General features: G+C 53.9%; 36 protein-coding genes and 1 pseudogene. 20 read left to right on the forward strand and 17 right to left on the reverse strand.

The window, feature by feature from the left end; genetic code table 11:
* Positions 1–122 precede the first annotated feature (122 nt).
* The 8 genes from KBY49_RS04580 (at position 123) to KBY49_RS04615 (ending at position 5,222) form a co-directional block, all read left to right on the forward strand.
* Positions 123–1,112 carry a carbamoyl-phosphate synthase gene (locus KBY49_RS04580; RefSeq protein WP_254933551.1) on the forward strand — a complete coding sequence of 330 codons (990 nt, stop codon included), beginning with the start codon at positions 123–125 and terminating at the stop codon, positions 1,110–1,112.
* 543 nt (positions 1,113–1,655) lie between these two features.
* Positions 1,656–2,648, forward strand: coding sequence for a carbamoyl-phosphate synthase (locus KBY49_RS04585; protein ID WP_254933552.1), 993 nt, complete (start codon positions 1,656–1,658; stop codon positions 2,646–2,648).
* A gap of 186 nt (positions 2,649–2,834) precedes the next feature.
* The gene (locus KBY49_RS04590) at positions 2,835–3,119 is read left to right on the forward strand and encodes a transposase (RefSeq protein WP_254933553.1); all 285 of its coding nucleotides are present in this window, start codon (positions 2,835–2,837) and stop codon (positions 3,117–3,119) included.
* 151 nt (positions 3,120–3,270) lie between these two features.
* Positions 3,271–3,426, forward strand: coding sequence for a hypothetical protein (locus KBY49_RS04595; RefSeq protein WP_254933554.1), 156 nt, complete (start codon positions 3,271–3,273; stop codon positions 3,424–3,426).
* A 54-nt stretch (positions 3,427–3,480) separates the two neighbouring features.
* A complete protein-coding gene (locus tag KBY49_RS04600; protein WP_254933555.1) occupies positions 3,481–3,702 on the forward strand; it encodes a DUF433 domain-containing protein in 222 nt (73 codons plus the stop codon).
* Complete coding sequence (locus tag KBY49_RS04605) at positions 3,699–3,989, forward strand: DUF5615 family PIN-like protein (RefSeq protein ID WP_254933556.1); 291 nt, start codon at positions 3,699–3,701, stop codon at positions 3,987–3,989. Before KBY49_RS04600 ends, KBY49_RS04605 begins: the two co-directional genes overlap by 4 nt.
* Positions 3,990–4,008: 19 nt before the next feature.
* The gene (locus KBY49_RS04610) at positions 4,009–4,191 is read left to right on the forward strand and encodes a hypothetical protein (protein WP_254933557.1); all 183 of its coding nucleotides are present in this window, start codon (positions 4,009–4,011) and stop codon (positions 4,189–4,191) included.
* Between the two features lie 68 nt (positions 4,192–4,259).
* The gene (locus tag KBY49_RS04615; RefSeq protein ID WP_254933558.1) at positions 4,260–5,222 is read left to right on the forward strand and encodes a carbamoyl-phosphate synthase; all 963 of its coding nucleotides are present in this window, start codon (positions 4,260–4,262) and stop codon (positions 5,220–5,222) included.
* Positions 5,223–5,496: 274 nt separating this feature from the next.
* Here the strand turns inward: KBY49_RS04615 and KBY49_RS04620 are convergent, their stop codons facing one another.
* The 3 genes and pseudogenes from KBY49_RS04620 to KBY49_RS04630 form a co-directional block, all read right to left on the reverse strand.
* Entirely contained in the window at positions 5,497–6,282 is a 786-nt protein-coding gene (locus KBY49_RS04620; protein WP_254933559.1) for a transposase, read from the reverse strand.
* A gap of 339 nt (positions 6,283–6,621) precedes the next feature.
* Positions 6,622–7,173 carry a hypothetical protein gene (locus KBY49_RS04625; RefSeq protein ID WP_254933560.1) on the reverse strand — a complete coding sequence of 184 codons (552 nt, stop codon included), beginning with the start codon at positions 7,171–7,173 and terminating at the stop codon, positions 6,622–6,624.
* 338 nt (positions 7,174–7,511) lie between these two features.
* Positions 7,512–8,583: pseudogene (locus KBY49_RS04630) on the reverse strand (site-specific integrase).
* A gap of 444 nt (positions 8,584–9,027) precedes the next feature.
* Between KBY49_RS04630 and KBY49_RS04635 the strand changes: the two are divergent.
* A complete protein-coding gene (locus tag KBY49_RS04635) occupies positions 9,028–10,029 on the forward strand; it encodes a carbamoyl-phosphate synthase (RefSeq protein WP_254933561.1) in 1,002 nt (333 codons plus the stop codon).
* A 167-nt stretch (positions 10,030–10,196) separates the two neighbouring features.
* On the forward strand, positions 10,197–10,484 hold the full coding sequence (locus KBY49_RS04640; protein WP_254933562.1) for a PqqD family protein: 288 nt from the start codon (positions 10,197–10,199) through the stop codon (positions 10,482–10,484).
* Between the two features lies 1 nt (position 10,485).
* Here the strand turns inward: KBY49_RS04640 and KBY49_RS04645 are convergent, their stop codons facing one another.
* The 3 genes from KBY49_RS04645 to KBY49_RS04655 are packed head-to-tail and all read right to left on the reverse strand — an operon-like array spanning position 10,486 to position 12,848.
* Positions 10,486–11,028 (reverse strand): hypothetical protein, encoded by a 543-nt coding sequence (locus KBY49_RS04645; protein WP_254933563.1) that lies wholly within the window; start codon positions 11,026–11,028, stop codon positions 10,486–10,488.
* Positions 11,018–11,902 (reverse strand): sulfotransferase domain-containing protein, encoded by an 885-nt coding sequence (locus KBY49_RS04650; RefSeq protein WP_254933564.1) that lies wholly within the window; start codon positions 11,900–11,902, stop codon positions 11,018–11,020. Before KBY49_RS04650 ends, KBY49_RS04645 begins: the two co-directional genes overlap by 11 nt.
* Positions 11,895–12,848, reverse strand: a complete 954-nt coding sequence (locus KBY49_RS04655) for a hypothetical protein (RefSeq protein ID WP_254933565.1) — start codon at positions 12,846–12,848, stop codon at positions 11,895–11,897. Before KBY49_RS04655 ends, KBY49_RS04650 begins: the two co-directional genes overlap by 8 nt.
* 191 nt (positions 12,849–13,039) lie before the next feature.
* On the opposite strand from KBY49_RS04655, the gene KBY49_RS04660 reads away from it, so the two are divergent.
* Positions 13,040–13,837 carry a sulfite exporter TauE/SafE family protein gene (locus tag KBY49_RS04660; RefSeq protein ID WP_254933566.1) on the forward strand — a complete coding sequence of 266 codons (798 nt, stop codon included), beginning with the start codon at positions 13,040–13,042 and terminating at the stop codon, positions 13,835–13,837.
* Between the two features lie 51 nt (positions 13,838–13,888).
* On the opposite strand, the gene KBY49_RS04665 is transcribed toward KBY49_RS04660, so the two are convergent.
* From KBY49_RS04665 to KBY49_RS04670, 3 genes are read right to left on the reverse strand one after another with little or no spacing between them, the layout of a single operon-like run.
* Positions 13,889–14,572 carry an LrgB family protein gene (locus KBY49_RS04665; protein ID WP_254933567.1) on the reverse strand — a complete coding sequence of 228 codons (684 nt, stop codon included), beginning with the start codon at positions 14,570–14,572 and terminating at the stop codon, positions 13,889–13,891.
* On the reverse strand, positions 14,569–15,024 hold the full coding sequence (locus KBY49_RS11745; RefSeq protein WP_396099380.1) for a CidA/LrgA family protein: 456 nt from the start codon (positions 15,022–15,024) through the stop codon (positions 14,569–14,571). The genes KBY49_RS04665 and KBY49_RS11745 overlap by 4 nt, the downstream gene beginning before the upstream one ends.
* Positions 14,979–15,473: a 2,4'-dihydroxyacetophenone dioxygenase family protein gene (locus KBY49_RS04670; protein ID WP_254933568.1), complete on the reverse strand. Its 495-nt coding sequence runs from the start codon at positions 15,471–15,473 to the stop codon at positions 14,979–14,981. Before KBY49_RS04670 ends, KBY49_RS11745 begins: the two co-directional genes overlap by 46 nt.
* A gap of 128 nt (positions 15,474–15,601) precedes the next feature.
* Between KBY49_RS04670 and KBY49_RS04675 the strand changes: the two genes are divergently transcribed.
* Positions 15,602–16,678 carry an ecdysteroid 22-kinase family protein gene (locus KBY49_RS04675; RefSeq protein ID WP_254933569.1) on the forward strand — a complete coding sequence of 359 codons (1,077 nt, stop codon included), beginning with the start codon at positions 15,602–15,604 and terminating at the stop codon, positions 16,676–16,678.
* A 378-nt stretch (positions 16,679–17,056) separates the two neighbouring features.
* Positions 17,057–17,266 carry a hypothetical protein gene (locus tag KBY49_RS04680; protein ID WP_254933570.1) on the forward strand — a complete coding sequence of 70 codons (210 nt, stop codon included), beginning with the start codon at positions 17,057–17,059 and terminating at the stop codon, positions 17,264–17,266.
* A gap of 2 nt (positions 17,267–17,268) precedes the next feature.
* On the opposite strand, the gene KBY49_RS04685 is transcribed toward KBY49_RS04680, so the two are convergent.
* Positions 17,269–18,231: a Gfo/Idh/MocA family protein gene (locus KBY49_RS04685; protein ID WP_254933571.1), complete on the reverse strand. Its 963-nt coding sequence runs from the start codon at positions 18,229–18,231 to the stop codon at positions 17,269–17,271.
* Positions 18,232–18,261: 30 nt separating this feature from the next.
* Positions 18,262–18,621, reverse strand: coding sequence for a hypothetical protein (locus KBY49_RS04690; protein WP_254933572.1), 360 nt, complete (start codon positions 18,619–18,621; stop codon positions 18,262–18,264).
* 29 nt (positions 18,622–18,650) lie between these two features.
* On the opposite strand from KBY49_RS04690, the gene KBY49_RS04695 reads away from it, so the two are divergent.
* Both KBY49_RS04695 and KBY49_RS04700 read left to right on the forward strand, forming a co-directional pair.
* Complete coding sequence (locus tag KBY49_RS04695) at positions 18,651–19,847, forward strand: type III polyketide synthase (RefSeq protein ID WP_254934030.1); 1,197 nt, start codon at positions 18,651–18,653, stop codon at positions 19,845–19,847.
* A gap of 18 nt (positions 19,848–19,865) precedes the next feature.
* Complete coding sequence (locus tag KBY49_RS04700) at positions 19,866–20,294, forward strand: cupin domain-containing protein (protein ID WP_254933573.1); 429 nt, start codon at positions 19,866–19,868, stop codon at positions 20,292–20,294.
* Between the two features lie 143 nt (positions 20,295–20,437).
* On the opposite strand, the gene KBY49_RS04705 is transcribed toward KBY49_RS04700, so the two are convergent.
* Positions 20,438–21,100 (reverse strand): outer membrane beta-barrel protein, encoded by a 663-nt coding sequence (locus tag KBY49_RS04705; protein WP_254933574.1) that lies wholly within the window; start codon positions 21,098–21,100, stop codon positions 20,438–20,440.
* A gap of 333 nt (positions 21,101–21,433) precedes the next feature.
* On the opposite strand from KBY49_RS04705, the gene KBY49_RS04710 reads away from it, so the two are divergent.
* A complete protein-coding gene (locus KBY49_RS04710) occupies positions 21,434–21,946 on the forward strand; it encodes an NADPH-dependent FMN reductase (RefSeq protein WP_254933575.1) in 513 nt (170 codons plus the stop codon).
* Positions 21,947–21,984: 38 nt separating this feature from the next.
* Entirely contained in the window at positions 21,985–22,416 is a 432-nt protein-coding gene (locus tag KBY49_RS04715; protein WP_254933576.1) for a DUF1499 domain-containing protein, read from the forward strand.
* Here the strand turns inward: KBY49_RS04715 and KBY49_RS04720 are convergent.
* Genes KBY49_RS04720 through KBY49_RS04735 form a run of 4 tightly spaced genes read right to left on the reverse strand, consistent with a single transcriptional unit; the run spans position 22,409 to position 24,722 of the window.
* Positions 22,409–22,624 carry a chlorophyll a/b-binding protein gene (locus KBY49_RS04720; protein ID WP_254933577.1) on the reverse strand — a complete coding sequence of 72 codons (216 nt, stop codon included), beginning with the start codon at positions 22,622–22,624 and terminating at the stop codon, positions 22,409–22,411. The genes KBY49_RS04715 and KBY49_RS04720 overlap by 8 nt on opposite strands.
* A gap of 9 nt (positions 22,625–22,633) precedes the next feature.
* Entirely contained in the window at positions 22,634–22,951 is a 318-nt protein-coding gene (locus KBY49_RS04725; protein WP_254933578.1) for a hypothetical protein, read from the reverse strand.
* A gap of 50 nt (positions 22,952–23,001) precedes the next feature.
* Entirely contained in the window at positions 23,002–23,772 is a 771-nt protein-coding gene (locus KBY49_RS04730; RefSeq protein WP_254933579.1) for a fatty acid desaturase, read from the reverse strand.
* The gene (locus tag KBY49_RS04735; protein WP_254933580.1) at positions 23,769–24,722 is read right to left on the reverse strand and encodes an orange carotenoid-binding protein; all 954 of its coding nucleotides are present in this window, start codon (positions 24,720–24,722) and stop codon (positions 23,769–23,771) included. The genes KBY49_RS04730 and KBY49_RS04735 overlap by 4 nt, the downstream gene beginning before the upstream one ends.
* Positions 24,723–24,951: 229 nt before the next feature.
* Here KBY49_RS04735 and KBY49_RS04740 point away from each other — a divergent pair, with 229 nt between their 5' ends.
* From KBY49_RS04740 to KBY49_RS04750, 3 genes are all read left to right on the forward strand, one after another.
* The gene (locus tag KBY49_RS04740; protein WP_254933581.1) at positions 24,952–25,317 is read left to right on the forward strand and encodes an AbrB family transcriptional regulator; all 366 of its coding nucleotides are present in this window, start codon (positions 24,952–24,954) and stop codon (positions 25,315–25,317) included.
* A gap of 76 nt (positions 25,318–25,393) precedes the next feature.
* Positions 25,394–25,537 carry a chlorophyll a/b-binding protein gene (locus KBY49_RS04745; RefSeq protein WP_254933582.1) on the forward strand — a complete coding sequence of 48 codons (144 nt, stop codon included), beginning with the start codon at positions 25,394–25,396 and terminating at the stop codon, positions 25,535–25,537.
* A 121-nt stretch (positions 25,538–25,658) separates the two neighbouring features.
* The gene (locus KBY49_RS04750; protein WP_254933583.1) at positions 25,659–25,784 is read left to right on the forward strand and encodes a hypothetical protein; all 126 of its coding nucleotides are present in this window, start codon (positions 25,659–25,661) and stop codon (positions 25,782–25,784) included.
* Positions 25,785–25,811: 27 nt separating this feature from the next.
* Here KBY49_RS04750 and KBY49_RS04755 read toward each other — a convergent pair whose 3' ends face one another.
* Positions 25,812–26,264, reverse strand: coding sequence for a translesion error-prone DNA polymerase V autoproteolytic subunit (locus KBY49_RS04755; protein WP_315856995.1), 453 nt, complete (start codon positions 26,262–26,264; stop codon positions 25,812–25,814).
* Positions 26,265–26,289 lie beyond the last annotated feature (25 nt).

Consider the following 26,289-nt stretch of genomic DNA (forward strand, 5'->3'; position numbering starts at 1 on the left):
TTGCTGGGGGAGCTCGTAAAGGCTGATGCTTGCCTGCCACCAAAAGCACAACTGACCCCCGAAAGACCTACAGCGCAGCAATTTCGCCGTGAAATTCACAAAATTTGTGGCAAATCAGAGAAGTGCTGGGATCTGTTCGTCTGTCGCTCGCCCTTGCTGGTAGCGCCGCCCTAACGCTTGCCTACACGCCTATTGCCATCAGCCCTGTTGGCGCAGAAGAAACTGAACCAGCCAAGGAAACTGGTGTGATGGATCTCAACCTCAGAGATGCCGTCAAACTCAATTACGGCTTTCAAGGGCAACTACAAGGTGCTGGCACTCCCAATGAAGCTGGACTAGGTGCATTCATACCACTCAATGTGGGTAAAAACAGCGTTGCCTTTGTTGACTTCTTGGTAAATGCCAACTTCAGCGACTACGGCAACTACAGCAGCATCATCAATACAACCGTTGCTGGAACTACATTATCAACCTCTACCCGCTTGGGCTATCGCTGGCTGAACTCAGATCGCTCCTGGATGTTTGGCGTTAATGCTGGCTACGACAGCCGACCAATGGCTACAGGTCCTGCAGATACTGGCGTAAGCGTTAGCAACTCTCAAACAGTCTTCTTTCAGCAAGTTGCAGCAGGCTTAGAAGCTGTAAGCAATGGCTGGAACTTCAATGCCTATGCCCTTGTTCCAATCGGCACCACAAATTACATGCTCAATAGTCGTTATCGAGGCGGCGCACTAGATACCTACGGTTTAGACGTTGGCTACAGCATCACACCTGATTTTCGTGCCTCTATTGGTTACTACTATCAAGATAGTGACCTCAATACCGCCGATGGTTCTGGTGTATTGGGAAGGCTTTCCTACAACCTCACCAATGGGCTCACACTTGGAGCAAATCTTTCCTATGACTACGCTTTTAATACCGTTGTTTCTGGAGACTTAAAATATCGCTTTGGCAGCAATGGCAATGGCGCACCAAGCAGCAAGAAACAATGGAAAACACCTGTTATTCAAGCACTAACTGAGACAGTTAAGCATAGGGATGTACGTGTTCACGATAGCACCTGGACCTGTATGAGTAGCACCTGCTGGAGGTGGATTACTGACCCTGGGTGAAGACCTTGACGATCACATTTTTCTTTCGGACAGCCTCCCAGCAATCGTACCCCCACAAGCCCCTGCCACAACAGGGGCTTTTTATTTCTTTAATCATTCCCAAATCCTCCAAAAGACCTTCCTATACCTGGCACCATCTAACAACTTCCTGCCAACTTTGAACTGCTTTTGATGCCATAAAAATATTTCACCTTTTCTCAAGCGCAGCAAAGCTATGCTTCGGTAATACTTGCTTTTAAAAAATACATTTATTGCCCCAACACAACTACCAAATACTTCGCTCTCTATCGCCATCACGGATGCCATTGGCTCGTCTAAATCTAAACGCTATTGGGCACTCATCGGGGGTAACCAGCTCAGCAGGGCGGCAAAAGCAGCAGTGGGGAGATTAGGGAAGGCACTTGGAGGCGTAATGGCTATTGGAGTACCTTGCTGTGCTCGCAAAGCCTGATGACTGCCACCAAAAGCAGAACCGACCCCAAATGCCTTACGCCGCAACGATTCCGCTTCAAAATAACTTAGATATTGAGATAATTCTGAGAAATGCTGGGATCTGTTCGTCTGTCGCTTGCAATTACTGGTAGCGCCGCCCTAGCGCTTGCCTACACGCCTATTGCCATCAGCCCTGTTGACGCAGAAGAAACTGAACCAGCCAAGGAAACAGGTGTGCTGGATCTCAACCTCAGAGATGCCGTTAAGCTCAACTACGGCTTTCAAGGGCAATTACAAGGAGCTGGCACTCCAAATGAAGCTGGGCTGGGTGCTTTCATTCCACTCAATGTAGGGAAAAATAGCGTTGTCTTTGTAGACTTTTTGGTAAATGCCAACTTCAGCGACTACGGCAACTACAGCAGCCTGCTGAACACTGAGGTTTCAGGCACCACCTTCTCCACCTCTACCCGCTTGGGCTACCGCTGGCTGAACTCAGATCGCTCCTGGATGTTTGGCGTTAATGCTGGCTACGACAGCCGACCAATGGCTACAGGTCCTGCAGATACAGGCGTAAGCGTTAGCAACTCTCAAACAGTCTTCTTTCAGCAAGTCGCAGCAGGTTTGGAAGCTGTTAGCAATGGCTGGAACTTCAATGCTTATGCCCTTGTTCCAATCGGCACCACAAATGCCAAGCTCAATAGCGTTTATCAAGGCGGCGCACTAGATACCTATGGTTTAGATGTTGGCTACAGCATCACCCCTGATTTTCGTGCCTCTATTGGTTACTACTATCAAAATGGTGACCTCAATACCGCCGATGGCTCTGGTGTATTGGGCAGGCTTGCCTACAACATCACCAATGGGCTAACTCTTGGCGTCAACCTTTCCTATGATGACGCCTTTGATACCCGTGTTTCAGGAGACTTAAAATATCGCTTTGGCAGCAATGGCTATGGCGCACCAAGTAGCAAAAAACAATGGAAAACACCTGTTATTCAAGCCTTAACTGAGACTGTTAAACATAGGGATGTCAGGGTGCACGATAAAGCCACATATAATCAACCACACCCTGAAACCACACCAGTGGCGCGCAGATCTAACTGAAGCGTAATCCCACAAGCCTCTACCACTACAGGGGCTTTTTATTTCTTTAATCACTCCCAAATCCTCCAAAAGACCTTCCGACACCTGGCACCATCTAACAACTTCCCGCCAACTTTGAGCTGCTTTTGATGCCATAAAACTATTTGAACTATTTCCAAGCGCAGCAAGGCTCTGCTTCACTAATACTTGCTTCAGCGTCGTTACAGCGAGGCTGTCAAGGCTGAAGTCAGGAGGCGGATGAGTCCGCCAATGCGGCAGAGCGTTTCTCAGATCTCAGCAGAGAATGGCATTCACATAGTCATCCTCTACAACTGGAGGAAGGCCTGGCGGTTGCAGGAAGAGGTGGTGCCGACATCCGAGAAGGAACCAGAAAGCTGGAGTGCTGCTGACACGTTTACGAGGGTTCTCGAGACCGCAGGCCTCAATGTCACGGAGCTCAACGCCTCCTGCCGGGAGCGAGGACTGGGCTAACCCCATCTACTGCGACTGAAGCAGGTGAGCTGCAGCCCAGTCCCAGCGATTCCGACCCTCCGGGCCTTCCGCTCCCAGTTCCACGTGCCCAGCATCGCCAACTTCATCAACCGCACAAGCCTGCAAGCTGCTGAGTGTCAGCCGTGAATCGGTGCGCCGTCTGCGGCTCCGGGGGATCCTCAAGCCGGGGCGTAACTTCCGCCGCTGGGGCTGCACCGACTGCAAGAGTCCGCTTCAGTGGCATGCCGGCAACATCGAAACCGTGCTCACCAGCTGGATGCAACGAGCCCTCAGCCCTCGGCAATGACGGCGTGGTCTTGGCCCTCCACGGCAACTAGCATGCCCTCAGGAGGCTAAGAGCATGGAGCGAATCGTCGTTGAGCCAAACATCTGCAATGGTCAGCCGACCATCAAGGGCACCCGTGTAACGGCCCGAACGGTGCTGGAGTTTCTTGCTGCTGGCGATGCCATCGAGGATGTCCTAGAGGAGTATCCGACCCTGACCCGGGATGACATCCTGGCCTGCATCCGCTTCTCCTCCGATCTGATGAGCCATCAGTTCTCGCTGCAAAGCGTCGCTTGAAGGGCTTCGTCTTTGATGAGAATGTGCCCCGGCAGCTGCGCTTCCAGCCGTCGCTCCCCTTCACCCATGTGGCTGAACTCGGTCGAGGCATGAGTGATAGAGAGATCTGGGAGGTCGCCAGGTTGGAGGAGCTGGTGATCGTGACGAAAGACACTGACTTCTCGAATCGAATCATTCTCAACTCGCCACCGCCGTGGGTGGTGCATCTTCGCTTCGGGAACATGCGCCGCGGCGAGTTTCACGCTTTTCTTGCCAGGATATGGACACGAATCGAGGCGATCAAGTAGCAGGCCCTGAGGCCTTGGCTTGACATTCACCCAAAAGGCGCGCCGCATTGTCGAGCGGGTCATCTTTGCTGGCAGTTACCGGGAGTCACCTCACCAGGGCGCCAGACGCAGTAGTGGTGCAAGGGCTGGGTGGGTGCGCTGGCTATGGGAGTGGCTTTATGAACTCGTAAAGCCTGATGCCTGCCACCAAAAGCAGAACTGACACATGAAAGCCTTACGCCGCAACGATTCCGCTTCAAAATAACTTAGATATTGCGATGAGCCTGAGGAATGCTGCGATCTGTTCGTCTGTCGTTTGCCATTGCTGGTAGTGCTGCCCTAGCGCTTGCCTATACGCCTATTGCCATCAGCCCAGTTGGCGCAGAGGAAACAGAACCAGCCAAGGAAACTGGCATGCTGGATCTCAACCTCAGAGATGCAGTTAAGCTCAACTACGGCTTTCAAGGGCAATTACAAGGTGCTGGCACTCCAAATGAAGCTGGGCTAGGTGCTTTCATTCCACTCAATGTAGGGAAAAATAGCGTTGCCTTTGTAGACTTTTTGGTAAATGCCAACTTCAGCGACTACGGCAACTACAGCAGCCTCATCAATACTGAAGTTTCAGGCACCACTTTATCAACCTCTACCCGCTTGGGCTACCGCTGGCTGAACTCAGATCGCTCCTGGATGTTTGGCGTCAATGCTGGCTACGACAGCCGACCAATGGCTACAGGTCCTGCGGATACTGGTGTAAGCGTTAGCAACTCTCAAACAGTCTTCTTTCAGCAAGTTGCAGCAGGCTTAGAAGCCGTGAGCAATAGCTGGAACTTCAATGCCTATGCCCTTGTTCCAATCGGCACCACAAATGCCAGGCTCAATAGCGTTTATCAAGGCGGCTCACTAGATACCTACGGTTTAGATGTTGGCTACAGCATCACCCCTGATTTTCGTGCCTCTATTGGTTACTACTATCAAAATGGTGACCTCAATACCGCCGATGGCTCTGGTGTATTGGGCAGGCTTGCCTACAACATCACCAATGGGCTAACTCTTGGCGTCAATCTTTCCTATGATGACGCCTTTGATACCCGTGTTTCTGGAGACTTAAAATACCGCTTTGGCAGCAATGGCTATGGCGCACCAAGTAGCAAAAAACAATGGAAAACACCTGTTATTCAAGCACTAACTGAGACAGTTAAACATAGGGATGTACGGGTTCACGATTATGGAATGGAATCAGCAACGGGTTTCTGATTCTGGCTGGACCTGAGCTGTGTACCTGATGTCGATGGGCCTTTGAAGAGCAATCGTACCCCCACAAGCCCCTGCCACAACAGGGGCTTTTTATTTCTTTAATCATTCCCAAATCCTCCAAAAGACCTTCCTATACCTGGCACCATCTCCCAACTTCCTGCCAACTTTGAGCCGCTTTTACTGCCATAAAAATATTTCACCTTTTCTCAAGCGCAGCAAAGCTATGCTTCGGTAATACTTGCTTTTAAAAAATACATTTATTGCCCCAACACAACTACCAAATACTTCGCTCACTGTCGCCGTCACGGATGCCATTGGCTCGCTTAAATCTAAACGCTATCTGGTGCCACTCATCGGGGATTTGATTTAGACGACAATCAAAGAGAAAAGGGAGTTGCTGTTGCCCTGGTGATACTCGCTTCCTATTACTCTGCAGACCCCTACCCTTTGCAATCAGTCGCTTCAGCATCCTTGAGCCCCAGTGGCACTTGGCTGCTCCTTTGCTGTGATGGCGATACTTCTGGCAGAAACGCTCATAACGCTTGGAGCATTCCTTCAGGCTTGGTGCAAGTTGCAGGAAACTTGGATGCCATTCACTGATGCCATCGCATTCCAATCTGCCGTAGTGCCCGTAGTTGGAATAGGGGTCATAAAAGCCCTTACGCACTCCTGCTGCTTTGGGGTTGGCGTGAATATACCTGAGTGTATTAAGCACCCTTCTGTGGTCTTTGGGAGCAATCGCAGTGGCGTAATACCGTGCCTCCCAGAAGTGCCCGCAACGCCCAGAAAGTCGGTTGAGTGCCATTGCTGAATACCAGCCAACCCAGTGCATCAAACGGGGTAACTGGGAGGCATTATCAGGCTTGATGAGGAGATGCAGGTGATTTGCCATTAGACACACCGCATACAACCTATGCGGCACCTTTGCTTGTGCCTTGGCGAGCACTGCCAGCAGCACATCCCGTCTCAAGCCTTTGGCAATCAAAAACTGGCGGCTATTACACCTGAGCGTGATATGAAACGAATACCCCTGAGGCAAACGGCGTGGTGGGCGGGGCATTGCTGCTGCTCTGGCTGTCTATTTCACTTTGATGCTCTACCTTTTGGCGTCTTCCTGTATTCATTTTGGATTTGGCTGATTAGCAAACCCTGGAGGTCTCTATACCCCCTATTCACCTTCTCAACCTCAAGGAGCATTGCTGCCTCCACATCAGGCAACCGTATGGTGATGGTCTTCACTGGAGTGCCTCCAGTGGCATTAATCGCTCCAACTTCTCAGCAATCGCTGCTCTACAAAATGCTGAGACATTCAAGCAACGGCTTTTCTTCAATGCCAGTAGCGTTTGGTGGAGCTGATTGGCGTCGCCTTCTGGGTAGGTGATGGTGAGTTGGTTTCTTCTCATTTTCTTCTTGTTGATAGGTCGCTATTGAATGGGTCAAGGGCAATCAGCTCTAAGCTGCTCTGCTTTCCCAAATAACTGCTGATGCGTCTATAATCATCATCCTGTGGGTTAATGCGTTGAATATCAATAGATTTCCATTTAGACAACGCTTTGACCTTATGGGGTAATCGTTTAGAAAACAGGGTTTCCGTCTCATATTGGCTATTTAGGCTTGCTGGTAGCTTTTCTGTGATTAGATGCGTGTGATATTGCCCTGTGCCCTGGTGGCTGGTTTCGTGGAAAAACAGCATCTTTGGGTAAGGGAAGCTACCAGCACCTTTGATGCTCTTATCACGGGATTTAAAGATGATGCGCTGTAGTTTCCGCTTGAGGTCAGCAACATCATTTAGCAACTCATCTTCTTTATTGTGGTGGTCTCGGTAGTGAAAGCTAATCAGCCACCAGGGGTTGATGCTGTGGAGCTGATCGTGAATGAGGCGTTTGATATTGCGTTTCAACCTTTGGGCTTGATGGCGCTCTTGTTGATATTGGCTTTGTATTGAGCTCATTTGTGTTTAGGGGTATCTTTGGTTTCTTTTCACGCAAAAGCACTGGCACACCCTTCGGCATCCAGCACATCTCTTCTGTTGATTTGCTCGCAGCTAAAGCTTCTCAATCCACTGAGTAAGCACTGCGGGCAGTGATTATTTATGCGACTTATAAGTTTTACAGGGTCTGCCTATGGGGATTTGGTGACGCACCAACATCTGCGGGTAAAGACCACAAGAGAGCTGCTTCGCTAAGGCTTGTTTTTATTGCTATTTCTCGTTGCTCGTGCCTATTTAATTGATTGGTGGCGCATGCACTTTTATAGCTCAGAAATAAGCATCCTTTTTGGGTTTTCGTTTCAGGCTGTCTGCCAACTCGGCATCGTCAATCTGCCTGTTGGTTTGGCGTAGGTATCCAGCAGCATCTTGGTGGAATGACCTGCCGCCGCTGCCAAATCAGCGGGTGAGTTTCCCATCGCTAATGCGTGAGACAAGAAGCTATGGCGTTGGGCGTAGAGGCGGCGGGGCTTCAAGCCACAACGCTGGAGGCTGCGGTGCCACACACGAGCCAGCAGATGGTCGTAGACATTGCCGTGACTGGTGGGGGTGACAAACACCAATCCATAGGGGTCATAAAGACCCAACTGCTCCATCTCAGCCCTGTGCTGCTTCAAGGTCTTCAGCACCTGGGGCGTCAAGGGCACCACACGCTCTCTCCCTGTCTTGGTTGGAGCCCACTCCACCTTGCAGCTTGAATACCCATCACGCCTGAGGCTCTTACAAACCAGCACCTCACCTTCCTCCCACTTCAGGCAATCCCAGGTCAAACCCCTGATTTCAGCATTCCTTAGCCCAGTGCTGAGCCAGAGCAAAAACAACGGGTAATACCAGCTCTCCTTGCTCTCCAAATCGCTCAGCACTGCCTGGATTTCTTCTGCGCTCAGCACATCACTCAACACTGAGCGCCGTTGCCATTTCAGCTGGTGGGAAAACAGGTGGCGGTTGCCTACAGAGCACTGGCGGTAATGGGTCATCAGCCCAGCAATGGTGCTATCGCCCAATCCCTCTGCCCTCAACCACCCCAGAAATACTTCTGCGTCACTGCCGGTTACGAATGGGCTTGTCATAGCGCTGTAGCAGCCTGTAGGCGTGGATGGCAGCAGCCTGTCGCTTGCTCTCTGCCCTTACCCTCAACGCCTCCAGTAACCCCACTTCCTTGCCGTTGATAAGGGGTTGATAAGCCATCAGGCTCCGATCAAATACTCCCTGCTGGTAATCGCTCCATATCTGGGCGGCAATGGCGTGGGCTTTGGCAACTGCCACTGGGTCACTCCAGCGACCTAAGCGGTTGATAAAGGCATCACGCCCATCAATCCTTACCCGCACCTGGAGGCTGCCATTGTTATTGCGCAAGGAAGGTGGTTTCAGCAAGATTATGGGGGTATTGCTGCCACCAGGGCTAAGGCTCCACCACTGATTTATCCAACAGAGCCACTAAAAGTCGTAGCACTTTGTAGCGGTTGGCGCCCTACTGGAAGGAAATATCAGGTAAATCGGTTGCGGTGGCTTGATTATTGGCTGGCTGCCCTAATGACAATCCTCAAAAATCAAGCCCAGCTTGAGCTTTTAAATGCCAAGGCTCGCTTCTCGCAGTGGTGTATCCCACTACTGCCAACCTTAAAAACCACCCAAGCTTTCCATTCAGACCTGCGTTGCTGGGGGAGGCACTTGGAGGCGTAATGGCTATGGGAGTGGCTTTATGAACTCGCAAAGCCTGATGCCTGCCTGCTACCAAAAGGAGAACTGACCCCCGAAAGCCTTACGCCGCAACGACTCCGCTTCAAAATCAGCTTAATATTGCGATGAGCCTGAGGAATGCTGCGATCTGTTCGTCTGTCGCTTGCAATTACTGGTAGCGCCGCCCTAGCGCTTGCCTACACGCCTATTGCCATCAGCCCTGTTGCCGCAGAAGAAACTGAACCAGCCAAGGAAACAGGTGTGCTGGATCTCAACCTCAGAGATGCCGTTAAGCTCAACTACGGCTTTCAAGGGCAATTACAAGGCGCTGGCACTCCAAATGAAGCTGGGCTGGGTGCTTTCATTCCACTCAATGTAGGGAAAAATAGCGTTGCCTTTGTAGACTTTTTGGTAAATGCCAACTTCAGTGACTACGGCAACTACAGCAGCCTGATTAATACTGAGGTTTCAGGCACCACTTTATCAACCTCTACACGCTTGGGCTACCGCTGGCTGAACTCAGATCGCTCCTGGATGTTTGGCGTTAATGCTGGCTACGACAGCCGCCCAGTGGCTGCAGGTCCTGCAGATACTGGTGTAAGTGTTAGCAACTCTCAAACAGTCTTCTTTCAGCAAGTTGCAGCAGGCTTAGAAGCTGTTAGCAATAGCTGGAACTTCAATGCCTATGCCCTTGTTCCAATCGGCACCACAAATGCCAAGCTCAATAGCGTTTATCAAGGCGGCGCACTAGATACCTATGGTTTAGATGTTGGCTACAGCATCACCCCTGATTTTCGTGCCTCTATTGGTTACTACTATCAAAATGGTGACCTCAATACCGCCGATGGCTCTGGTGTCTTAGGCAGGCTTGCCTACAACATCACCAATGGGCTTACTCTTGGCGTCAATCTTTCCTATGATGATGCCTTTGATACCCGTGTTTCAGGAGACTTAAAATATCGCTTTGGCAGCAATGGCTATGGCGCACCAAGTAGCAAAAAACAATGGAAAACACCTGTTATTCAAGCCTTAACTGAGACTGTTAAACATAGGGATGTCAGGGTGCACGATAAATCCACACGATGCTCCACGAACGTATCGGGTTCCTACGGTTGCCATCCAACCCTCCCCGCAAAGTGACTGCCTGCCACCAACACCCTCAACTGAAAGCGTAACCCCACAAGCCCCTACCACCACAGGGGCTTTTTATTTCTTTAATCACTCACATATCTCCACATACTTAGCTCTCTATTGCCATTACGAATGCCATTGGCTCTTCTAGGCCTTGCGGCTCTATTATTTGTTCCATGACCTTCTCCAACACAGATCGCTTCAAGCGACACCCCCAGGCAGTTTGCAGCGAACTTGACGGTGAAATTGCCCTGTTTCAAAGCAACACCTCCGAATATCTTGTGCTAAATGAATCTGGCACTGCAATCTGGAATAGCCTTGGCAATGCTCCAACGATTAACCAAATCTGCGAGGAACTAGCAAAAGAATATGAAATCGATCGACCATCCTGCATCAAAGACGTAACGGCCTGGCTAGAAGAAGCCCTACGCAAAAAGGTTGTCAGCCAGATCAAAAGCGATTAGCTCAAAAAACAAACAGTGTTTCAAGTTTTCGGATCCAAACCTCACTCCCAAATTGATTAGAGCCCAAAATCCGAAAGCCATGGCGGGCAAAATAACGCCGCATAGATGCAGACTGCAGCCCTACATTTATATTTTCAGACAAAAGGTATCTTGCTCGATGGTCCCGCAATTCAAGGGCGTTATCAAAGCCGGCTAGGAAAGCTAGATACAGCTGATTGGCAAGCCGAGCATTCCTTTCCCTGGGCAATATATACATTCGCTGAAAATATGCATGCGTGCCTAGATCAAGGCCAGCATTAAGCTCTCTCAAGGCCAAAAAGACAATTCCAATAATTTCGCCGCCCTGATCACGGGCAATTGCCGCAGGCTGCCGTTTCATCAAACCTTTTGGTTCCAGCAAACGATTTTGGGCTAGCCCAGATCGAAAGCCTTGCAACTCGGCCTGAAAAGCCGTTTGATTGAGGGCCCAAAACGAGCGCAATTCAGATCGCAAACCATCATTAAGGTTGCCAAATATAAATTCAATCGAGAAACTAGAGGCCATCTGCTTCTCCATAATCAAAGCGCTGCATCACTTCCCTGAGCTCAGAATTCAGCAAGCTGCGCTGGGCAATACTCAACAACTCAGCCCCCTCACCGGTTCGGCCAGAGCGAAAAAATCGCTTACAACCCTTTGGCTTCTCCATAAATCCACCAAGTTGTTCCTCCAACTTCTGCAGACGATCTATGGAAGTGTTGGCCAGAGCCTGATTTACTAAATTTTGATCTGCAGGCAACTGCAAAAACTGTGCTAATCCTTCAAAGCTTGCTGGTCCATTGGCGAGCATATCTTCATAGCGGAGAACTAGCACTGGTAATTGTTGCTGATCAGCCCAGGAAAGCACATGATTATCCCAGCGGCCCATATGCTGACGCACCTGATTGCCACCGATTCGATCAGATGGAACAAGTGCTGCAGATGGGTCCAACAGAAAAGAAACGCAGCGCTCCAATGGCCAAGAAAAGAAATGACTCAGTGATACAGCCACATCCTCTGGATGACGCATGATATACACAACACCCCTGCAACCTTGGGTGCTAACTACAGGTCGCCCACGCGAATCTGGAGATTTAAAGGCGTCATGAACCTTGTGAAACCGCTCGCCCTCTGCAAATAACCAGGAACTGGCACCAGCTTGGCCACGCACGGCATCCAGTTCGGCAAAACTCAGATCACAGCTATTAATACCCAACTGATCATCAAGCCACAGGCGGGACGATGCTATGGCTCCTGTTTCAATATCTTTATTGAGATCAAGCTCGGCGGGGGCCACTTCCCCTGCAAGCCGCAACAGTTCAGTAATAAAAACCCTGCACCAGGTATTGCCTGATTTGGGATAGGACGCAAGATACCAATAGCCCTGATCCTGCTCAGCCATCATTCGCCTCCATTAAAGAAGCAGGATCAAGTAGATCTGCAGCAGTAACAGCAGCGGCCATCGCCTTGATTCCATCGGCAACCCGCAAACGATGCACAGGTACCGTTCGAGCCAACTGCGCCGCCTGCAAAAACAATTCCTGCTCCATGCCCATACCACGAACCATCCTGGCGTGAAACATCTGATTACGTAGCGCCAGCAACGCACCCTGTTGAGAAAATGATTTGGAAGCAGTTAGGGCTGGATTAGGAGTCTCCTCCCTTTCCCTTGCCAGCTGATAGATACAGCGCAGCGTCACCGGCTTTTGTGCGCAGACCACTCCCTGGGGTAACTCCCGGGGCAGGAGTGCATAGCGCTTGAGACCACGGCGCACCGCCGGCAGCTCCTGCCAATCGATGCCCAGGGCCACGGCTGCATCGTGCCAAAGCTTGATTTGTTGCATGCCAGGCCAAATCTGACCCAGGCGATCCACCACCACCAGCTCACTACTCAGCAACTGCCAGCCCTGTTGCAATAAACACCAGGCCAATGTGGATTTACCCGCCGCTGGGCGTCCTAAAAGCAACACTGCCTGGCCGTCGCGCTGCAGAGCGGTGCCATGCAGAGCCAGGCGGCCGCGCTGAATCGCCACGGCTCCCAAACCACTGGTTACAAGGAATGTGCGCAGGTCGCGATCGCTGACGCTGTCGTCCCAGCGAGCCCACTCCACCCCCGTACCCGCCAGCGCCCGAAACCAACCAATTCCCTCAAGCTCAAGGCGCCACTCAGCTGGCCCAAGCTGCAAAGCTGGAGTGCTATGGGAACTCACCTCCATCCCCGGCCATCGCTTTGGATCAGAAGCTCCTATCGACACCAGCTCCTGATCGGAAGCCTGCTCAACCTCACGCAACTCCGGCAAAACCAAATCACTGCTCAACAGCAGGCCATGGGCGCTGAAGTACGGCAAACAGAGCTCCCTACCCATTGGCACTCCCATCCTCTTGCAGGGAAGGGGAGCTTGTTTGTTATGGGTAGCAAGGCGTGGATTGACGTGGGCCCCAAAAACTGAACCAGTTCCTAGGTCAGCATCCAAATAACTGGCACCGGTCGCGCAATCATTGTTCAGCTCTGCAATCCTGGAGCAAACCTTCTCCTGCCTTGACGAACTGGATCCTGCTGCTGGTTGCCGGTGTGCTGTGCGGCTTCCTCAATGCGGTCGCCTCCAGCGGGGCAGCCATCACCCTGCCATTGCTATTGGCCCTGGGGCTGCCGCCGGCGGTGGCAAATGGCACCAACCGACTGCCGGTGCTCGTGGGCTTTGGATCTGCAATCTGGCGTTTTCACAAAAGCAAGGCGATTCCCTGGCGGCTATGCATGCGGCTGTTGCCGTGCTTTGCGCTAAGTGCGCTGGTAGGGGCCAGGCTGGCCACGATCCTGCCGATGGGCGAAATCAGGGTGCTGGTGCACGTCGCCATCGCCCTGGCACTGGTGCTATTGCTGCTTAGGCCCCATAGCTGGATGCGGGATGGGGATCCCGGCAACACCAGCAAAAACCCAAGCCCTTGGCTTCTGTTGCTGTCTGCCGGGGTGGGCCTTTGGACCGGCCTGATCGTGCTCGATGCGGCGACCTATCTATTGATGAGCCTTGTGCTGGTGGGAGGCCTGACCCTGAAGCAGGCCAACCCTGTCAAAGCGGTGCTGATCTTTGCCGCCACTGTGGTTTCGTTGGCAGTGTTCATCAGCAGCGGCGCGGTGAACTGGGCGGCAGGGCTGCCACTGATGGTTGGCAGTTCACTGGGAGGGTGGCTTGGCGCCTCCCTGGCCCTGAGCGCCAATGCCCGGGTGTGGATCTACCGGCTATTGCTTGGCACCCTGGTGCTGGAGCTCGTCGCCATGCTGTTGGGATGGCCGCCTGCGGCCATGCGCATGCCGATGCCGATGGCAAGCATCAGTTGACTAGTTCGGCTCCATCTTTGCTGGCAGTTACAGCACCGGGGAGGGGGTAGATCAGGTCGCCAGCCAGGTCGCCAGGGGCATGGCCAGCAGGGCTACCGCCAGGGCGGCCAGGGCCATCGCAACGGTGGCAGTAGCACCCGTAAGGTCGCCTTCTCGGAATGCAGCAGCAACTCCTTGGCCGCTGGAAATTGTGCCCAAGGCCATCCCACGGCCGAGGGGGTTGGTTACGCCTAGGCGTGTCAGTAGGGCGGGGCCAATGATCGTTCCCGTCAGGGCTGAGGCCACCACCATGCCAGCCACTATTGGAGCATCGGCGCCGACCCGACTGGCCAGGGCAATGCCGATCGGGGCAGTGGCAGTTTTTAGAACCAGCGCTCCCTGGAGAGCCATATCCAGGCCCAACAGACGGGAGAGCACCAAGGCCGTGACCATCGCCACTGCAGTACCACCCCCAACTGCGGCCAAAACGCGGGGGCCATGGTCGATCAGCACCTGGCGATGGCAATACAAGGGCACAGCCAAGGAAACAATGGCCGGCCCCAGCCACCAGGTAATGGCATCGCTAGCACCTCGGTAGCCAGCCAGGCCGCCGCCGGTGAGGGTGATCGCCCCCATCACCAGCAGGGTGCTCAACAGCACCGGAACCGTGAAGGGAAATGGAAAGCGACGGTTGATTAGGCGGCTGATGGCATAGGCAGCCACCGTGATTGCCATATCTAAAAGGGTGACTGTCATGGCGCCACCGTCGGTTGGGCCGGCCCACGGGGGCTGGAAGCGATCCAACCAGACGTGGCAATCCCCGCAGCCGTACTCACCAGAATCACTAACAACAGGACAACACCGTGCTGACGGAGAAGGCTGCCGTAGGCCATCAGCCCGACCGCGATAGGTACGAAAAAGAATGCGAGATGGCGCTGTAATAGGCCTGCCGCCCGCGCCAGCCACGACTCCCTAACCAGACCCGTTAGTAGAAATAGGGCCAGCAGCAGCATCCCAACTAAATTGGAAGGAAGGGGCAGGGCCAGATACTGGGTAAGGACAATTGCTATTTGATTGATGGCAACAAGCCCAGCCAGTTGCAGCAAAACCACAAGAACATTCCTGAGCCAACGCGGGATGCTGCCGCGGTCTTTTAAAACGCTCAGAGCACCAGCACCGGCGGCTTTCCTAAACCCTGTTCTTCGCATAGCTTTAAGTAGGTATCGAGGCGAGATTTACCAAAGACGATACTGGCAATAGAGCCCTCAGCATCTACGTTTAGGTTCGCTCCATGAATGTGCCAGCGAACGTGGGTGTTGTCCTCCAGGATGTGGAGGGTATGCACAGAGGAGGCAGGCTCAAAGAGGAATGAACCGGCACGGTTTACGAAATCAGACTCGAGATACTTCCAGGAGCCAGAAAAGGTGTGCCCCCATACGCTGCCGGTGTGCATATGCATCGGGCTTTCAAAGCCTTTCTGAAAAATATTCTCCGTGATCCAAACATTCTCAGAGGGAAATACCTGCAACACCCGCAATAAATTGCCAGCACCGATATCAACAAAAGGAGTTTCATTAGCTCCAACATGCACGGCAGTAGGCGCCTGCTGCATCCATTCCCGATGGATGGGGTGATCACCTTCAGTGCCGGTCAGCATGGTGAAGATCTCAATAGTAATTTCGAAATATCATAGTCAACTAACCTTCTCTCCAGCCAGCCAACATGGCCGCAGGGATACCTAAGAATGGCTGCATTCAAGAGATGGCTGGGTTGAACCTTGAGTCAATGACAAAACCCGCCTGGCTCAGCCAGGTGTTGGGGCAAACGGTGCTTGGGGTGCGATCAGAGCCCCTGGGTGAGGGCCTTGGGCTCGTTTCACGCACCCTACGGCTGGAATTGGACGTCCAGCCGGGCGCCAACCTGCCGGCATCATTGATCCTAAAAACTGAAAGCGACGATCCGGCAATGCGCCAGCTGGCGAAGGATCTGGGCGCCTTTGAAAAGGAAACGAGTTTCTACGGAAATCTGGCCGCCGGGCTGGAGGCCACGGTGCCCCGCCTGCAGGCATCTAGCCACGGGGGCCATGAAGGCATGAGCTGGCTCCTGCTGGAAGACCTCTCCGCCCTGAGGGCTGGCAACCAGGTGCGCGGCATGCGGACCGATGAAACCGCCGCCGCCCTTGCGGCGATGGCCGCCCTGCATGGCCGCTTCTGGCAAAACGACTGCCTGCTGGAAAACACCTGGCTACCGGCCCACCAATTCTGGTACCAGGGATCCACCGGGGAGCTGACGGAATTAGTTGGGCCGTTCCTACACGACTACGAGCTGAGGGTTGAGCCGGAGGCCATCGAGCTGATTCGGGCGGTCGCCGAAAGCAGCGAGGCAATTGATCAAGCCCTGGCTAAACGGCCCTGGACCCTGGTGCACGGCGACCTGCGGGCCGACAACCTGCTATTCGACGACAACCCCCAGGCCAAGCCTGAAACACTTATCGGAACAGGGCCACGGGTAAAAATCGTGGACTGGGGTTCACCCTGTCGCAGCCTGGCGGCAATAGACGTGGCCTGCCTGATCGGCGGCAGCACACCAATGCCCCAACGCAGGGGGCGACTGAAGGAGCTGTTGGCAGGCTGGCACCAAACCCTGTTGGAGCAGGGGGTGGGCGACTACAGCTTCGAGGAGGCCTGGCGGGACCTCCAGCTGGGCTGCCTGCGCTGTCTGAGCGGGGTCCTGCGACTCCACCATTGGCAGCTCGACTCCAGCATCAGCCCGCGCCGCATCCTGCTAAACGACGAAGCAATCGAGCGTTTCTGCGCGCTGGCCCTAGAGGTGCACGCCAGCGAAGCTCTCACCAAGCTGTGAGAACAACCCCCAAGGGATCACCACAATAAATTCATCAATTATTGAAAAAGGCTGATTTACTTCCACCGCCCAGGAAGTAGTTATTTGTTTGGCCAGCAAGTAGTTATTTATGTAATCCGTATCTTTCTCGCCTGCGAAGATCGGATGGGCAACGGGCCATGATGGGTGAACTAGTTGATTCCCAAGTTGCGCCGTCGGCCTATGTCGTTAGTAGCCATAAATAGGGATGGGAACCAATCACGCCAACCAACCTCCGATCCCAGCACCGAACCTCCCATGGAGCGCAAGGGATTTGGGGGAGGAAGCTCCGGCAGCGGTACCAGGCGAAAAGGGGGGAAGAAGCGCTCTCCAACCCTGAGCAAGGCCGACTGGGGTCCGATGGGAAAGCATCCTGACCTCGACGGGATCATGGCAAGGAAGCGCTTGCATTTGCCCCTTTCTGGACGGCTCAGCGAATCCGATGTCAGCCGTGCCTGGAAGCTAGCGGCGGCAGTGCATCACCCTGATCGGGGCGGTGAGCACAACACCATGCAGCTGGTAAATGGAGCACGCGATCTTCTAATGGGCCGGGGTGAAAAGGGTGCATAGGCTCAGCCTCCCTGCGGGCCAAGAACCACCACGCCGCCGCTGCGGCCAGCCTCGATAACAGCCTCGGCGATGCGCAGAGCCTCCACCGCCGTGTCCAGGTCGGCAACGGGGGAAGGTCGACCATTGCGCACGCAGGCACAAAAATCGGCCAATTGGTCGCGCAGAGCCCCCCCAACCCGGCCCCCAATGACGGGCCAAAGGGCCAGCTCGGCATCGATACCACCATGGGAAGTGTTGCCATGGGGTGTGTTGCGATGAGAGGTGGTGCCATCAACCGGGTCCGGTAGATACCAGCTGCTCTCCAACTGGGCCACGCTGCCATCGGCAAGTCGCAGCAGCACAAAACAACCCTGGGGCGCCAGATGATTCCCATCTCGGTAGTCGAGGGCCATAACCGAAGTGATCCGGCTCTGGCTCAACCAGAGCACCAAATCGATGTCGTGGATCAGGGTGCGGTGCGCCGTGTGAATGCGATCGGCAATGGCTGCAAAGGAGCTGCGGCTGCAATTGCGTTTGGCACGGATCGACACCAAATCGCCAAACTCACCGGCGCTCACCCGCCGCTGCAGCAGCCGATGGGAGGGCTCATAACGCAGCAAAAGCCCGGTCTGCAGAACAAGGCCCGATCGAACCGCCAACTCCTGTAATTCCTTTGCCTCCAGCCAGCTGGGTGCAAGCGGTTTTTCGACAAATAGATGGCGACGCCGAACCAATGCGAATCGGGCCTGTTCACCGTGCTGTCCATCCGGCGTTGCCAAGATCACGGCATCCAGAGTGTCGTCTTCGATCAACGCCATGGCATCGGTATGGCAAGCCGGCACCTGGTAACGATCCGCCACCAAAGCCAGGCAGACAGGATCTGGGTCCGCCACAGCCGCTAACTGCACATCAGCCAAGGAGGCAAGAACATTGGCGTGCAGCTGGCCGAAACGACCCAAACCAGCAAGGCCTACGCGAAGGGGCATCTGTGTCTCAGAAATGAGGCCCTTCCCAGGTTATTCAGGGCACGCCAGCTGGGCCTGACCTTCGGCGTTGAGTCGCTCAATCGCAGTGGAGATGGCAGTCTCGAGCATCTGCCCCCGCAACATCGCAACCGCAAGAGATGTGGCTATCTGGCCAGCCATTCCCCTTACCGCAGCCATGTCGAAGTCGGCGTTAGCACCATGGACCTGCAAAAGGGCGCGCGCTGTTAATTCACCAATGTCGTCGAGGAAATCTTGATGGGCCAACAGAGAATCAGCGACCACATTATCAATTTCAATGTGATCCTTAAGGCTTTCTGGCAAAACAGGTAGCTTGTGAACCACTCGATAGGGTCCAGGGCAGTCATCAGGCCTGTGATACAGCAGTTCCATGCTGGCTTCGTGAAGACCCATTGAAAATCATGGTGACTGGTGCCACTCTAAAGCAGCTAGAAGTTGAATGCATCTTGTCTGCACCACAGGTCTACATACAGGGGATTGCCAGTGGGGCCCCTGCAGCGCGCCTTAGCCAAAAAGATGCGGCTGCCTTCATGGGCCATCTCGACGGAATGGAGGCCACCCACAACCGGATCGAAACCATATTTGAACATACCCGCATCAACGAACGGCATTTGGCCTACTCCCTACTCGAACCGGGGGCAGCAAGTTTCCTCAGGGAACATGGAACGCTGGAAACACGGATGGCAATGTATGAAAGCCATGCCCTGCCCCTAGCCGAACGGGTCGCAAGGGCGGCGCTTGAAGATGCGACCTGCTCAGCCAGTGACATTCAGCTGGTCGTGTTTGTATCGAGTACAGGCTTTGTGGCGCCCGGGGTAGATGCCTTCCTAATTAGGAAACTAGGACTAAATCTAGACACGGCTCGCCACCCAGTGCTGTTCATGGGGTGTGCCGCCGCCCTGGTGGGACTGCGCATTGCCAGTGATCACGTGAGAGCCCATCCAGGCAATGGGGCTCTAGTGGTATGCCTAGAACTGAGCTCACTGAATGCCTCCCTGGAGGATGATCTAAATGATGTGATTATCCACAGCATCTTTGGAGATGGCTGTGCAGCAGTAGTACTACGTTCAACAAAGGATCAGGAAAACATTCCCAAGGGACGGGCGATTCTGCATCAGCAGCGAAGCGTGCTAGCTCCTGATACGGAAGAAGGGATAGTGCTCGGGATACGCGATAACGGGATTACTTGTACACTCTCACGCCATCTGCCGGAGATGATCGGCAATTCACTTCCAAGCGTCACGGATGGGCACCTAGCAGCAGCAGGTCTAACAAGGGAAGACATTGACATCTGGGCAGTGCATCCAGGCGGCACAAAAATCCTAGAGGCAGTTCAAAACAGCCTATCCCTAAAAGACAATCAATTGAGCCACTCCTGGGACGTGCTAAAAGAGTACGGCAACATGCTGAGCTGCGCAGTCCTGTTTGTACTTGAGCGCCATATCTACGCCTGTCGGCACGGAGGCAATCCAAAGGAAGCAGTGGAGATGACGGAGCACACTGCTAAAATACAAAATAGCAATGGCAAGCAAGGATTGGCATTTTCATTTTCACCGGGAATTGGCACGGAAATGCTTCATTTTGAAATAGGCGCCTAACCCTACAAAAAAGAAACCATGACACGCATAATCAAACTTTTTAATCAAGTCCAGGGCTGCCAGGACTGGGAACCAGATCCAAGCCAATCATTCCCAATGGAAATAGTAGCCTTCCTAAACAAAAACACAGAAAACCAATGCACCATGGCCAGGCTGAATCCAGGGAAGGCATTGCCTCTTCACTATCACAGGCAAGGTGGGGATATCTTTCTTGTCCTGCAGGGTCAAGGTAGGCTAACGACAGGGCGCATAGGCAATGAATCAGAAGGGGAGCAGGACAAAGCAGAAAGCCTGGAAGAGCAGGATCTCGAAACCGGAGATCTTTATTCGATCGAACCATATGAAATCCATGGCATTGAAAACACTGGCCCAACAGATCTGGTATGGCTAAATATTGCACCAGCAAGCCATGGAGGGGATGATTGCATTGAACTAGGCTCAAACTAGTACGACTAAGACCAACTGGAGGCGAGGGGAATGCGATTGCCAATTATCTATCTAGAAGCCGCTCACCTCAGCATCCAGCTATATGACAAGGGTAAACTAATTAGCGATTAGGCCTGTCACATGTATGAATCAAAGAAGTAGCCCTAAAGACGAAAACGGAAACCAGCGTCAAGCCCTTGTTGAATTCGTGATTTGGTAGTGGGGCTATCATCATAAAAACTAAGATCCGTACCCCCACCAATTCCTATTATGCGATAGCCTAGGTAAATACTGGTATTTTTTGACAAGACATAGGAAACACCAACCTTCCCTTGACCAGCAAAAGTAGTGCCAGTTGTGGAACCATCAGCCACACCATAATGGGTGGAGGCAAAGCCAATGCCGCCACCGATGTAGGGAACAAATTTAGAGCCGGTGGGAATATCCTTGATTACATTAAACTGCACAGCATTGGTTGATATTCGATTTCCACTTATGCTCCCCGGCTGTCCGTTATACGTAAATGAATCTGTGGCACTTGCAAATAGACCTAAATATTCAGCCTCAACTCGCCAAGCGCCGGGGAATACGTAGCCAATGGCCACGTTTGGGCCAACGGTCGTGCTGGTTTTAAACGACTCGTTGGAAAATGCAGATGTGGAAGGGTCATTGATACCGATCGAACTGCCAAAGCCAACACCAATTCCCAAGGATCCATAAACACCTGGCTTTAATGCGGGATCAACTGCCTCCGCATGGACCGGGCCCAACAGGAAGGGGGCAGCTAGAACACTAGCTGCAAGCAAAAAAGAATAGTTGCGAATCATGAGACACTAAATTTTGACAGTTACCAGCACTTAATCCTATGACGGGAACCTACTGGCGTGCAGCCGGTGCCTATATGGCAGGGGTGGCGCCAGTTCACCGGTTAATACGGCCGTTTTTCTGCACCTTGCCCAGCTCTGGAGCTGGCAGCTATTTGCCCTCGGAGCAGGCAGCAAAATCCTTGCCGGCGCCCTAATCAGCATTGCCTTAAGGGCAAAAGCCCAAAATGGGAGTGGGGCAACTGACGGAAACACCTAAAAGATTTCCAGGATCAATTTAACCCTGGCAATACCTGCTAACCTATTAGGGGCCTGATCAACATCAAAATCATAGTGATGGAAGATCCTTTTGATCTACTTGTATTAGCAGCAAGCTGCGGAGAAAATTTAAAATTAGCCAATCGCTTCTCCGAGGCTGCTGCCGCCTTGGGAAAGCGCACAATGGTGATCGATTTAACACTCAGTTCGCTCCCCCTATTCACGCCCCGCAACCAGCAACAGTTGGTACTGCCTGATGTGATCGAATTGCAGCGACAACTGGAATCGGCATCCCACTGGATAATTTGTGCTCCGGAATACAACGGCTCCATACCACCTTCCCTAACCAGTGCCATCGCCTGGCTATCTACCCAGGGCAACGATTTCCGGGCCCTTTTCAATAGACATCCAGTGGCTATCGCCAGCCATTCTGGCGGTGGCGGCTATGAATGCCTCTCGGCACTGCGCATTCAATTAGCCCATCTAGGTGCCAATGTGTTGGGCAGGCAACTGGTCTGCACCAACGACAGACCAGCCAAACAACAAAGCATCGATGACGTAATAGGTGCCCTATTTCAACTAAGGGCCTAGGCACCCGTAAAAATGGGTAGGCGCACCGATCCCGATAGATGGCTTCCTTCCTGCAGCAAGGTTTTTTGCTGATCACCCTGGCCCTGTTCAATTTGGTGGGGCCAGTGCCCCCTGAATTAGGGCTTCACAACGGCTCCCTTTCGCCTTGCCCAACCCCAGCCCACTGCGCCCAGGCCAGCTGGGCAGTGGCAGATCCAGGCGCAGCGCTCTCTAGCCTTGTGCCCACAATCGAGGCCATGCCGCGCAGCTTGGTGGTCAACCAGGGAGATGGCTACCTCCATGCCACGGCCACCAGTGCCTTGTTTGGTTTCGTCGATGACCTCGAACTCTTTGCCGACACAGACAACGGCCAGTTGCAGGCCCGCTCCGTATCAAGGCTTGGCGATTCAGATCTCGGCGTCAACAGCAAGCGCCTGGAAAAAATTGAATCAGCGCTAAAGGATTGGCAAGCAAGCCAAAGCCCTAGCTGAGATACCAGCGCAGCAGGCCCATTACTTGGCCAACGGGCCCCTCACCGGTAATTAATTCACCAATAAGGGCAGCCACAAAGCCCAACATCGCCACCCGGCCGTTGAGTAGCTCCACATCAGCCAGGGCCGATTTATTCCAGGGCCTGGGGGTGGTTAGCCCTTCGCCGAATCTCTCAACTGGCTCGTACTGAAACTGCTGGTCCGCCATGGTTACTAACTAAAACTTGGACATGGCCACAATCTTGGCCAGTTTCTCGTCGTCTAGCCCCGTCAATTCATCGGTCTGCAGCAGGCTGTCCTTCACCAAGCTGGCAAAGACAAACAGGATCCCATCAAGACGAAAATCGAAACGCCCTTCAATCGTGTGCCTTTCGATGCTCAGAAAGTCGTGGAGCTGCCATACGGCCTCCGCTGAATCGAGGTTGCCTGCCTTATCTCGCACCGTGGCCACCAACTTTTCAACGGCGCGGCAATAGGCAAGATCAAATGCCTTGCGGGCGACCGTTTGTTCGACCTCATTCCAACCCTGCAGCATGGTTTCAATCATCCTTAAAAATCTCCTTGCGAGTGAGGCTAGTTGGGGTATTAGGCCGTTGCGAGTTCACGGAGAACACCCTGCTGGCGCAGGAGCCCCTCCTGGCGGCAACGGGCACGGTGGGCGGGCAACTCAAACCAGGCCAGGCCTGGGAAGTCGTGATGCTCGCGGTGGTAACCGAAATGAAAGCAAGCTATTAGCGAAAGCCAAGCGGGTAGGTCAAGGCTGTCTGCTGTCGCACGGTTAATAGGTGCCCTCTGGCCCCGGTGGGGCAGGTAGGTACCGATTACAAACAATTGAACAGAGCTCAGCAATAAAGGCAGGGTGCAGAAGAGGAGCACATTGATCCAGCCCATTGGGCTGAAGCAGGAGGCATAGAGGGCGAGCAATCCCCAGCCCGTGAGCAACCTGGCCATCTGGGCGATGTTCAGGTAGCGGGCCATGAATGCCAAGTACCAGGCAAAGACGCCATCCTTGACATCGCCATGGAAATCAGGATCAACCTCGGTGGCCTGAAAATCGTGGTGATGGCGGTGGTTGAGGAGGCAATCAGCAAAGGGCAGGGCCGCATAGAGCCCCAGGGCAAGGGCCCCAAGCCGGTCGTTTAAGCCGACCTGCTCTGCCACAAGCACCCTGTGCATGGCGTCGTGGCCGACGATGAAAAGGCCTGTTTGGAGCAGGGTGCGCCCCAATAGCGCCACCAGGATTAGCTGCCATGGCAACGATCCCAAAGGCAGGCTGAGCAGGCCAAACAGCGAACCCAGCCATAACAACAGGATCGTCGCGCTGAGCAAAAGCCCCGTGCGGGATGGGGCGCTCAACGGGCGAACTTGAGTAGCTCGGCTGGGGAAGCCAGTAGGTCGATAGCAACGAAGTAAATCTTGCCCTCGGGGTTCAGCAGAAAACGCCAGGCCACATTCATGCCGATGCCGGCTCCAAACCAGGGGGTTTGCACCTTGCCGGTCACCTTGATCTGGGTGAAATCACCCTCGGTCGGCTCGGAATAGCCCCGCTCGGGCAACAGGCTCAGGTTCTGGCAATCCTCACGGAAGAAGCGCAAAACAGCATCCTTACCAACAATCGGCTTTTGGAAGGGGGCTTGGAGGGCTCCGTCGGGCAGGAAGAGCTCGATCAGATTCTCGAAGTCGTTGGCGTTCAACAGATCCATGTAGCTGTTCACCGTGGGGTTGATAACGCCTTCGATGAACACCTTCTTGCGCAGTTCCTCAGGGGTGGGGGCAGCAATGGGCTCAGCCACCCGTTGCCCCTCGCCCTTGGCGGGGTCGTAACCCATGTCCACAACAAAATTGCGCAGCAGGGTGATCTGTTGGCCCTGCTCCACGGCCTTGACAGAATTGAGCACTGCGGAAGCGTTTGCTGAGAGGTTGTAACCCTCGGGAATCGGAGCCACCAGGCCAGCGGCCATCCATTCACCCAGCTGATACCAGAAGCCCAGCTTGATATTTACTGACCAGCAGGAGTATGTGCGGCAAATTTCGCTGTCGCTGCGGTTGGCCAGGTCACACATCACCTGGCTCTGTTCGGCAAACGACATTGCCTTCATCTGGTTGAGCACGGGCTCCGCAAACTGCATGCGGGCAGCGCCTGGGGCGGCCACGGTGATGGTGGTTCCCATCTCTAGGTAGGCATACCAGATCAGGGCGAGCTGGTCCTCTGCATTTAGCAGCAGAAAGCGAGCTGTAATCGCCGGAACCACGTCGGCGGAAAGGGTCTCGGGGAAAATCTTGGAAGCCCTGTCAAGCGTAAACATGCGTCTTTTCCCGAATTGTTAAAAAACCTTTCGAATCTTAGCATGACGCATCCTCGTCTGTTAGTCGGGCGCGAGGAGCCCGTCGGGCCGGCCTTGGCGGCCTTCTTGGCATGACCTATTGAATAGCTATTGGTAGTTTATAAACCCAGCATTCACTGTCCAATTCATACTCAAGGGCTTGCCAGTGGTTCACCCAGCCCCTATCTTTTAATCAGTCAACAAACACCAAATGGCTCTCACTGGTTCCGATCTCCTCAGCAAGGTAAAAGAACTGGGCGACATCTCAAAGTCGGACCTAGTTCGCAGCTGTGGCTACGTAAGCTCCAAAAAAGATGGCAGCGAACGACTCAACTTCACCTCCTTCTATGAAGCCCTCCTGGAGGCCAAAGGGGTAAGCCTGGGTGATGGCGGTGGCAAAGGCAAAGGCAAGGGTGGCCGGAGCCTTAGTTACGTGGCGACCGTCCAGGGCAACGGCAACCTGCTGGTCGGCAAGGCCTACACCGCCATGCTGGATCTCAAGCCCGGCGACGAGTTTGAAATCAAGCTCGGACGCAAGCAGATCAAACTGATCCCCTCCGGCGGCGAAGAGGAGTGAGGCCTGGGTCGCGCAGGCATTGGCAACATTCCTTCACGACCTGTTACACTTCGCTCAACGTTTCGTCACACCTCCCATGGCTGACAACACTTCCCGCTTTGGCTTCGTCGGTTTCGCTGAGACCTGGAATGGCCGCCTGGCCATGATGGGTTTCGTGATTGGCCTCGCCACCGAACTGCTCACCGGCCAAGGCATCCTGGGCCAAATCGGCCTCGGCTGATTCCCTGCCAAGGTTTGGCTTTGGCCAATCCACTAAGCAGCTCGCAAGCCCTTTGGCCATCGCCAAGGGGCTTTCTTGTGCCCTTTAAATCTCCCAGCGTTAACCGCCAAGAGCCCCTGCCATGCCCCTCAAGAAGCCCGCCGCAGCCATGCCATCGCCCCTGGTGATGAAATTGCAAATTGCCGGTGTCGTGTTTGTGCCGATGCTGCTGCTGGGGCTTTGGCTCAACAGCAAGGGTTTTTGGTAAAAAAATTTCCCTAGCGGTGGGGCAGCCCTAGCGGTGGGGCAGCAGGTGATGCACCGCGTGGATCACCACGCCCCAGATCAGGAGGTCGGGGTCTTCTCCCTGCAGGGCAATCGGCGCGGTGTGGCCATCGGCGGCCTCCAGCCGCCAGCGGGAGGTGCCACCCTCCAGCCGACGCAACAAAAATTCCCCCTGGTGCACCGCCACCACGGTGGATCCAGCCACGGGCACCACGCTGCGGTCAATCACCAGCAGGTCGCCATGGTGAATCCCCTCCGCCCGCATCGCCTCCCCATCCACCCGCATGAAAAAGGTGGAGCTGGGGTGCGGCATCAGCGCCACATTCAGATCGATCGAGCCGTCCACATAGTCGGCCGCCGGGCTGGGAAATCCCGCCGACACCGTCTCCGTGGCCAGGGGCAAGAGCAGCTCCTCCAGCTCCTCCAGCGGCGGCCCCAGGAGCACCAGGTCAGCAGAGATCACGCCATGCACGCCCACACATCGGCCA

Source organism: Cyanobium sp. WAJ14-Wanaka (genome assembly GCF_024345375.1).
Classification (GTDB): Bacteria; Cyanobacteriota; Cyanobacteriia; order PCC-6307; family Cyanobiaceae; genus Cyanobium_A.

Bases quoted from the DNA above. Each gene is read 5' to 3' on its own strand.
- KBY49_RS04585 (WP_254933552.1), top strand. From the start codon at position 1,656: ATGCTGGGATCTGTTCGTCTGTCGCTTGCAATTACTGGTAGCGCCGCC.
- KBY49_RS04600 (WP_254933555.1), top strand. From the start codon at position 3,481: ATGGAGCGAATCGTCGTTGAGCCAAACATCTGCAATGGTCAGCCGACC.
- KBY49_RS04615 (WP_254933558.1), top strand. From the start codon at position 4,260: ATGCTGCGATCTGTTCGTCTGTCGTTTGCCATTGCTGGTAGTGCTGCC.
- KBY49_RS04620 (WP_254933559.1), bottom strand. From the start codon at position 6,282: ATGCCCCGCCCACCACGCCGTTTGCCTCAGGGGTATTCGTTTCATATC.
- KBY49_RS04625 (WP_254933560.1), bottom strand. From the start codon at position 7,173: ATGAGCTCAATACAAAGCCAATATCAACAAGAGCGCCATCAAGCCCAA.
- KBY49_RS04635 (WP_254933561.1), top strand. From the start codon at position 9,028: ATGCTGCGATCTGTTCGTCTGTCGCTTGCAATTACTGGTAGCGCCGCC.
- KBY49_RS04640 (WP_254933562.1), top strand. From the start codon at position 10,197: ATGACCTTCTCCAACACAGATCGCTTCAAGCGACACCCCCAGGCAGTT.
- KBY49_RS04645 (WP_254933563.1), bottom strand. From the start codon at position 11,028: ATGGCCTCTAGTTTCTCGATTGAATTTATATTTGGCAACCTTAATGAT.
- KBY49_RS04650 (WP_254933564.1), bottom strand. From the start codon at position 11,902: ATGGCTGAGCAGGATCAGGGCTATTGGTATCTTGCGTCCTATCCCAAA.
- KBY49_RS04665 (WP_254933567.1), bottom strand. From the start codon at position 14,572: ATGACAGTCACCCTTTTAGATATGGCAATCACGGTGGCTGCCTATGCC.
- KBY49_RS11745 (WP_396099380.1), bottom strand. From the start codon at position 15,024: ATGCGAAGAACAGGGTTTAGGAAAGCCGCCGGTGCTGGTGCTCTGAGC.
- KBY49_RS04670 (WP_254933568.1), bottom strand. From the start codon at position 15,473: ATGCTGACCGGCACTGAAGGTGATCACCCCATCCATCGGGAATGGATG.
- KBY49_RS04675 (WP_254933569.1), top strand. From the start codon at position 15,602: ATGACAAAACCCGCCTGGCTCAGCCAGGTGTTGGGGCAAACGGTGCTT.
- KBY49_RS04680 (WP_254933570.1), top strand. From the start codon at position 17,057: ATGGGAAAGCATCCTGACCTCGACGGGATCATGGCAAGGAAGCGCTTG.
- KBY49_RS04685 (WP_254933571.1), bottom strand. From the start codon at position 18,231: ATGCCCCTTCGCGTAGGCCTTGCTGGTTTGGGTCGTTTCGGCCAGCTG.
- KBY49_RS04690 (WP_254933572.1), bottom strand. From the start codon at position 18,621: ATGGAACTGCTGTATCACAGGCCTGATGACTGCCCTGGACCCTATCGA.
- KBY49_RS04695 (WP_254934030.1), top strand. From the start codon at position 18,651: ATGGTGACTGGTGCCACTCTAAAGCAGCTAGAAGTTGAATGCATCTTG.
- KBY49_RS04700 (WP_254933573.1), top strand. From the start codon at position 19,866: ATGACACGCATAATCAAACTTTTTAATCAAGTCCAGGGCTGCCAGGAC.
- KBY49_RS04705 (WP_254933574.1), bottom strand. From the start codon at position 21,100: ATGATTCGCAACTATTCTTTTTTGCTTGCAGCTAGTGTTCTAGCTGCC.
- KBY49_RS04710 (WP_254933575.1), top strand. From the start codon at position 21,434: ATGGAAGATCCTTTTGATCTACTTGTATTAGCAGCAAGCTGCGGAGAA.
- KBY49_RS04715 (WP_254933576.1), top strand. From the start codon at position 21,985: ATGGCTTCCTTCCTGCAGCAAGGTTTTTTGCTGATCACCCTGGCCCTG.
- KBY49_RS04720 (WP_254933577.1), bottom strand. From the start codon at position 22,624: ATGGCGGACCAGCAGTTTCAGTACGAGCCAGTTGAGAGATTCGGCGAA.
- KBY49_RS04725 (WP_254933578.1), bottom strand. From the start codon at position 22,951: ATGCTGCAGGGTTGGAATGAGGTCGAACAAACGGTCGCCCGCAAGGCA.
- KBY49_RS04735 (WP_254933580.1), bottom strand. From the start codon at position 24,722: ATGTTTACGCTTGACAGGGCTTCCAAGATTTTCCCCGAGACCCTTTCC.
- KBY49_RS04740 (WP_254933581.1), top strand. From the start codon at position 24,952: ATGGCTCTCACTGGTTCCGATCTCCTCAGCAAGGTAAAAGAACTGGGC.
- KBY49_RS04745 (WP_254933582.1), top strand. From the start codon at position 25,394: ATGGCTGACAACACTTCCCGCTTTGGCTTCGTCGGTTTCGCTGAGACC.
- KBY49_RS04750 (WP_254933583.1), top strand. From the start codon at position 25,659: ATGCCCCTCAAGAAGCCCGCCGCAGCCATGCCATCGCCCCTGGTGATG.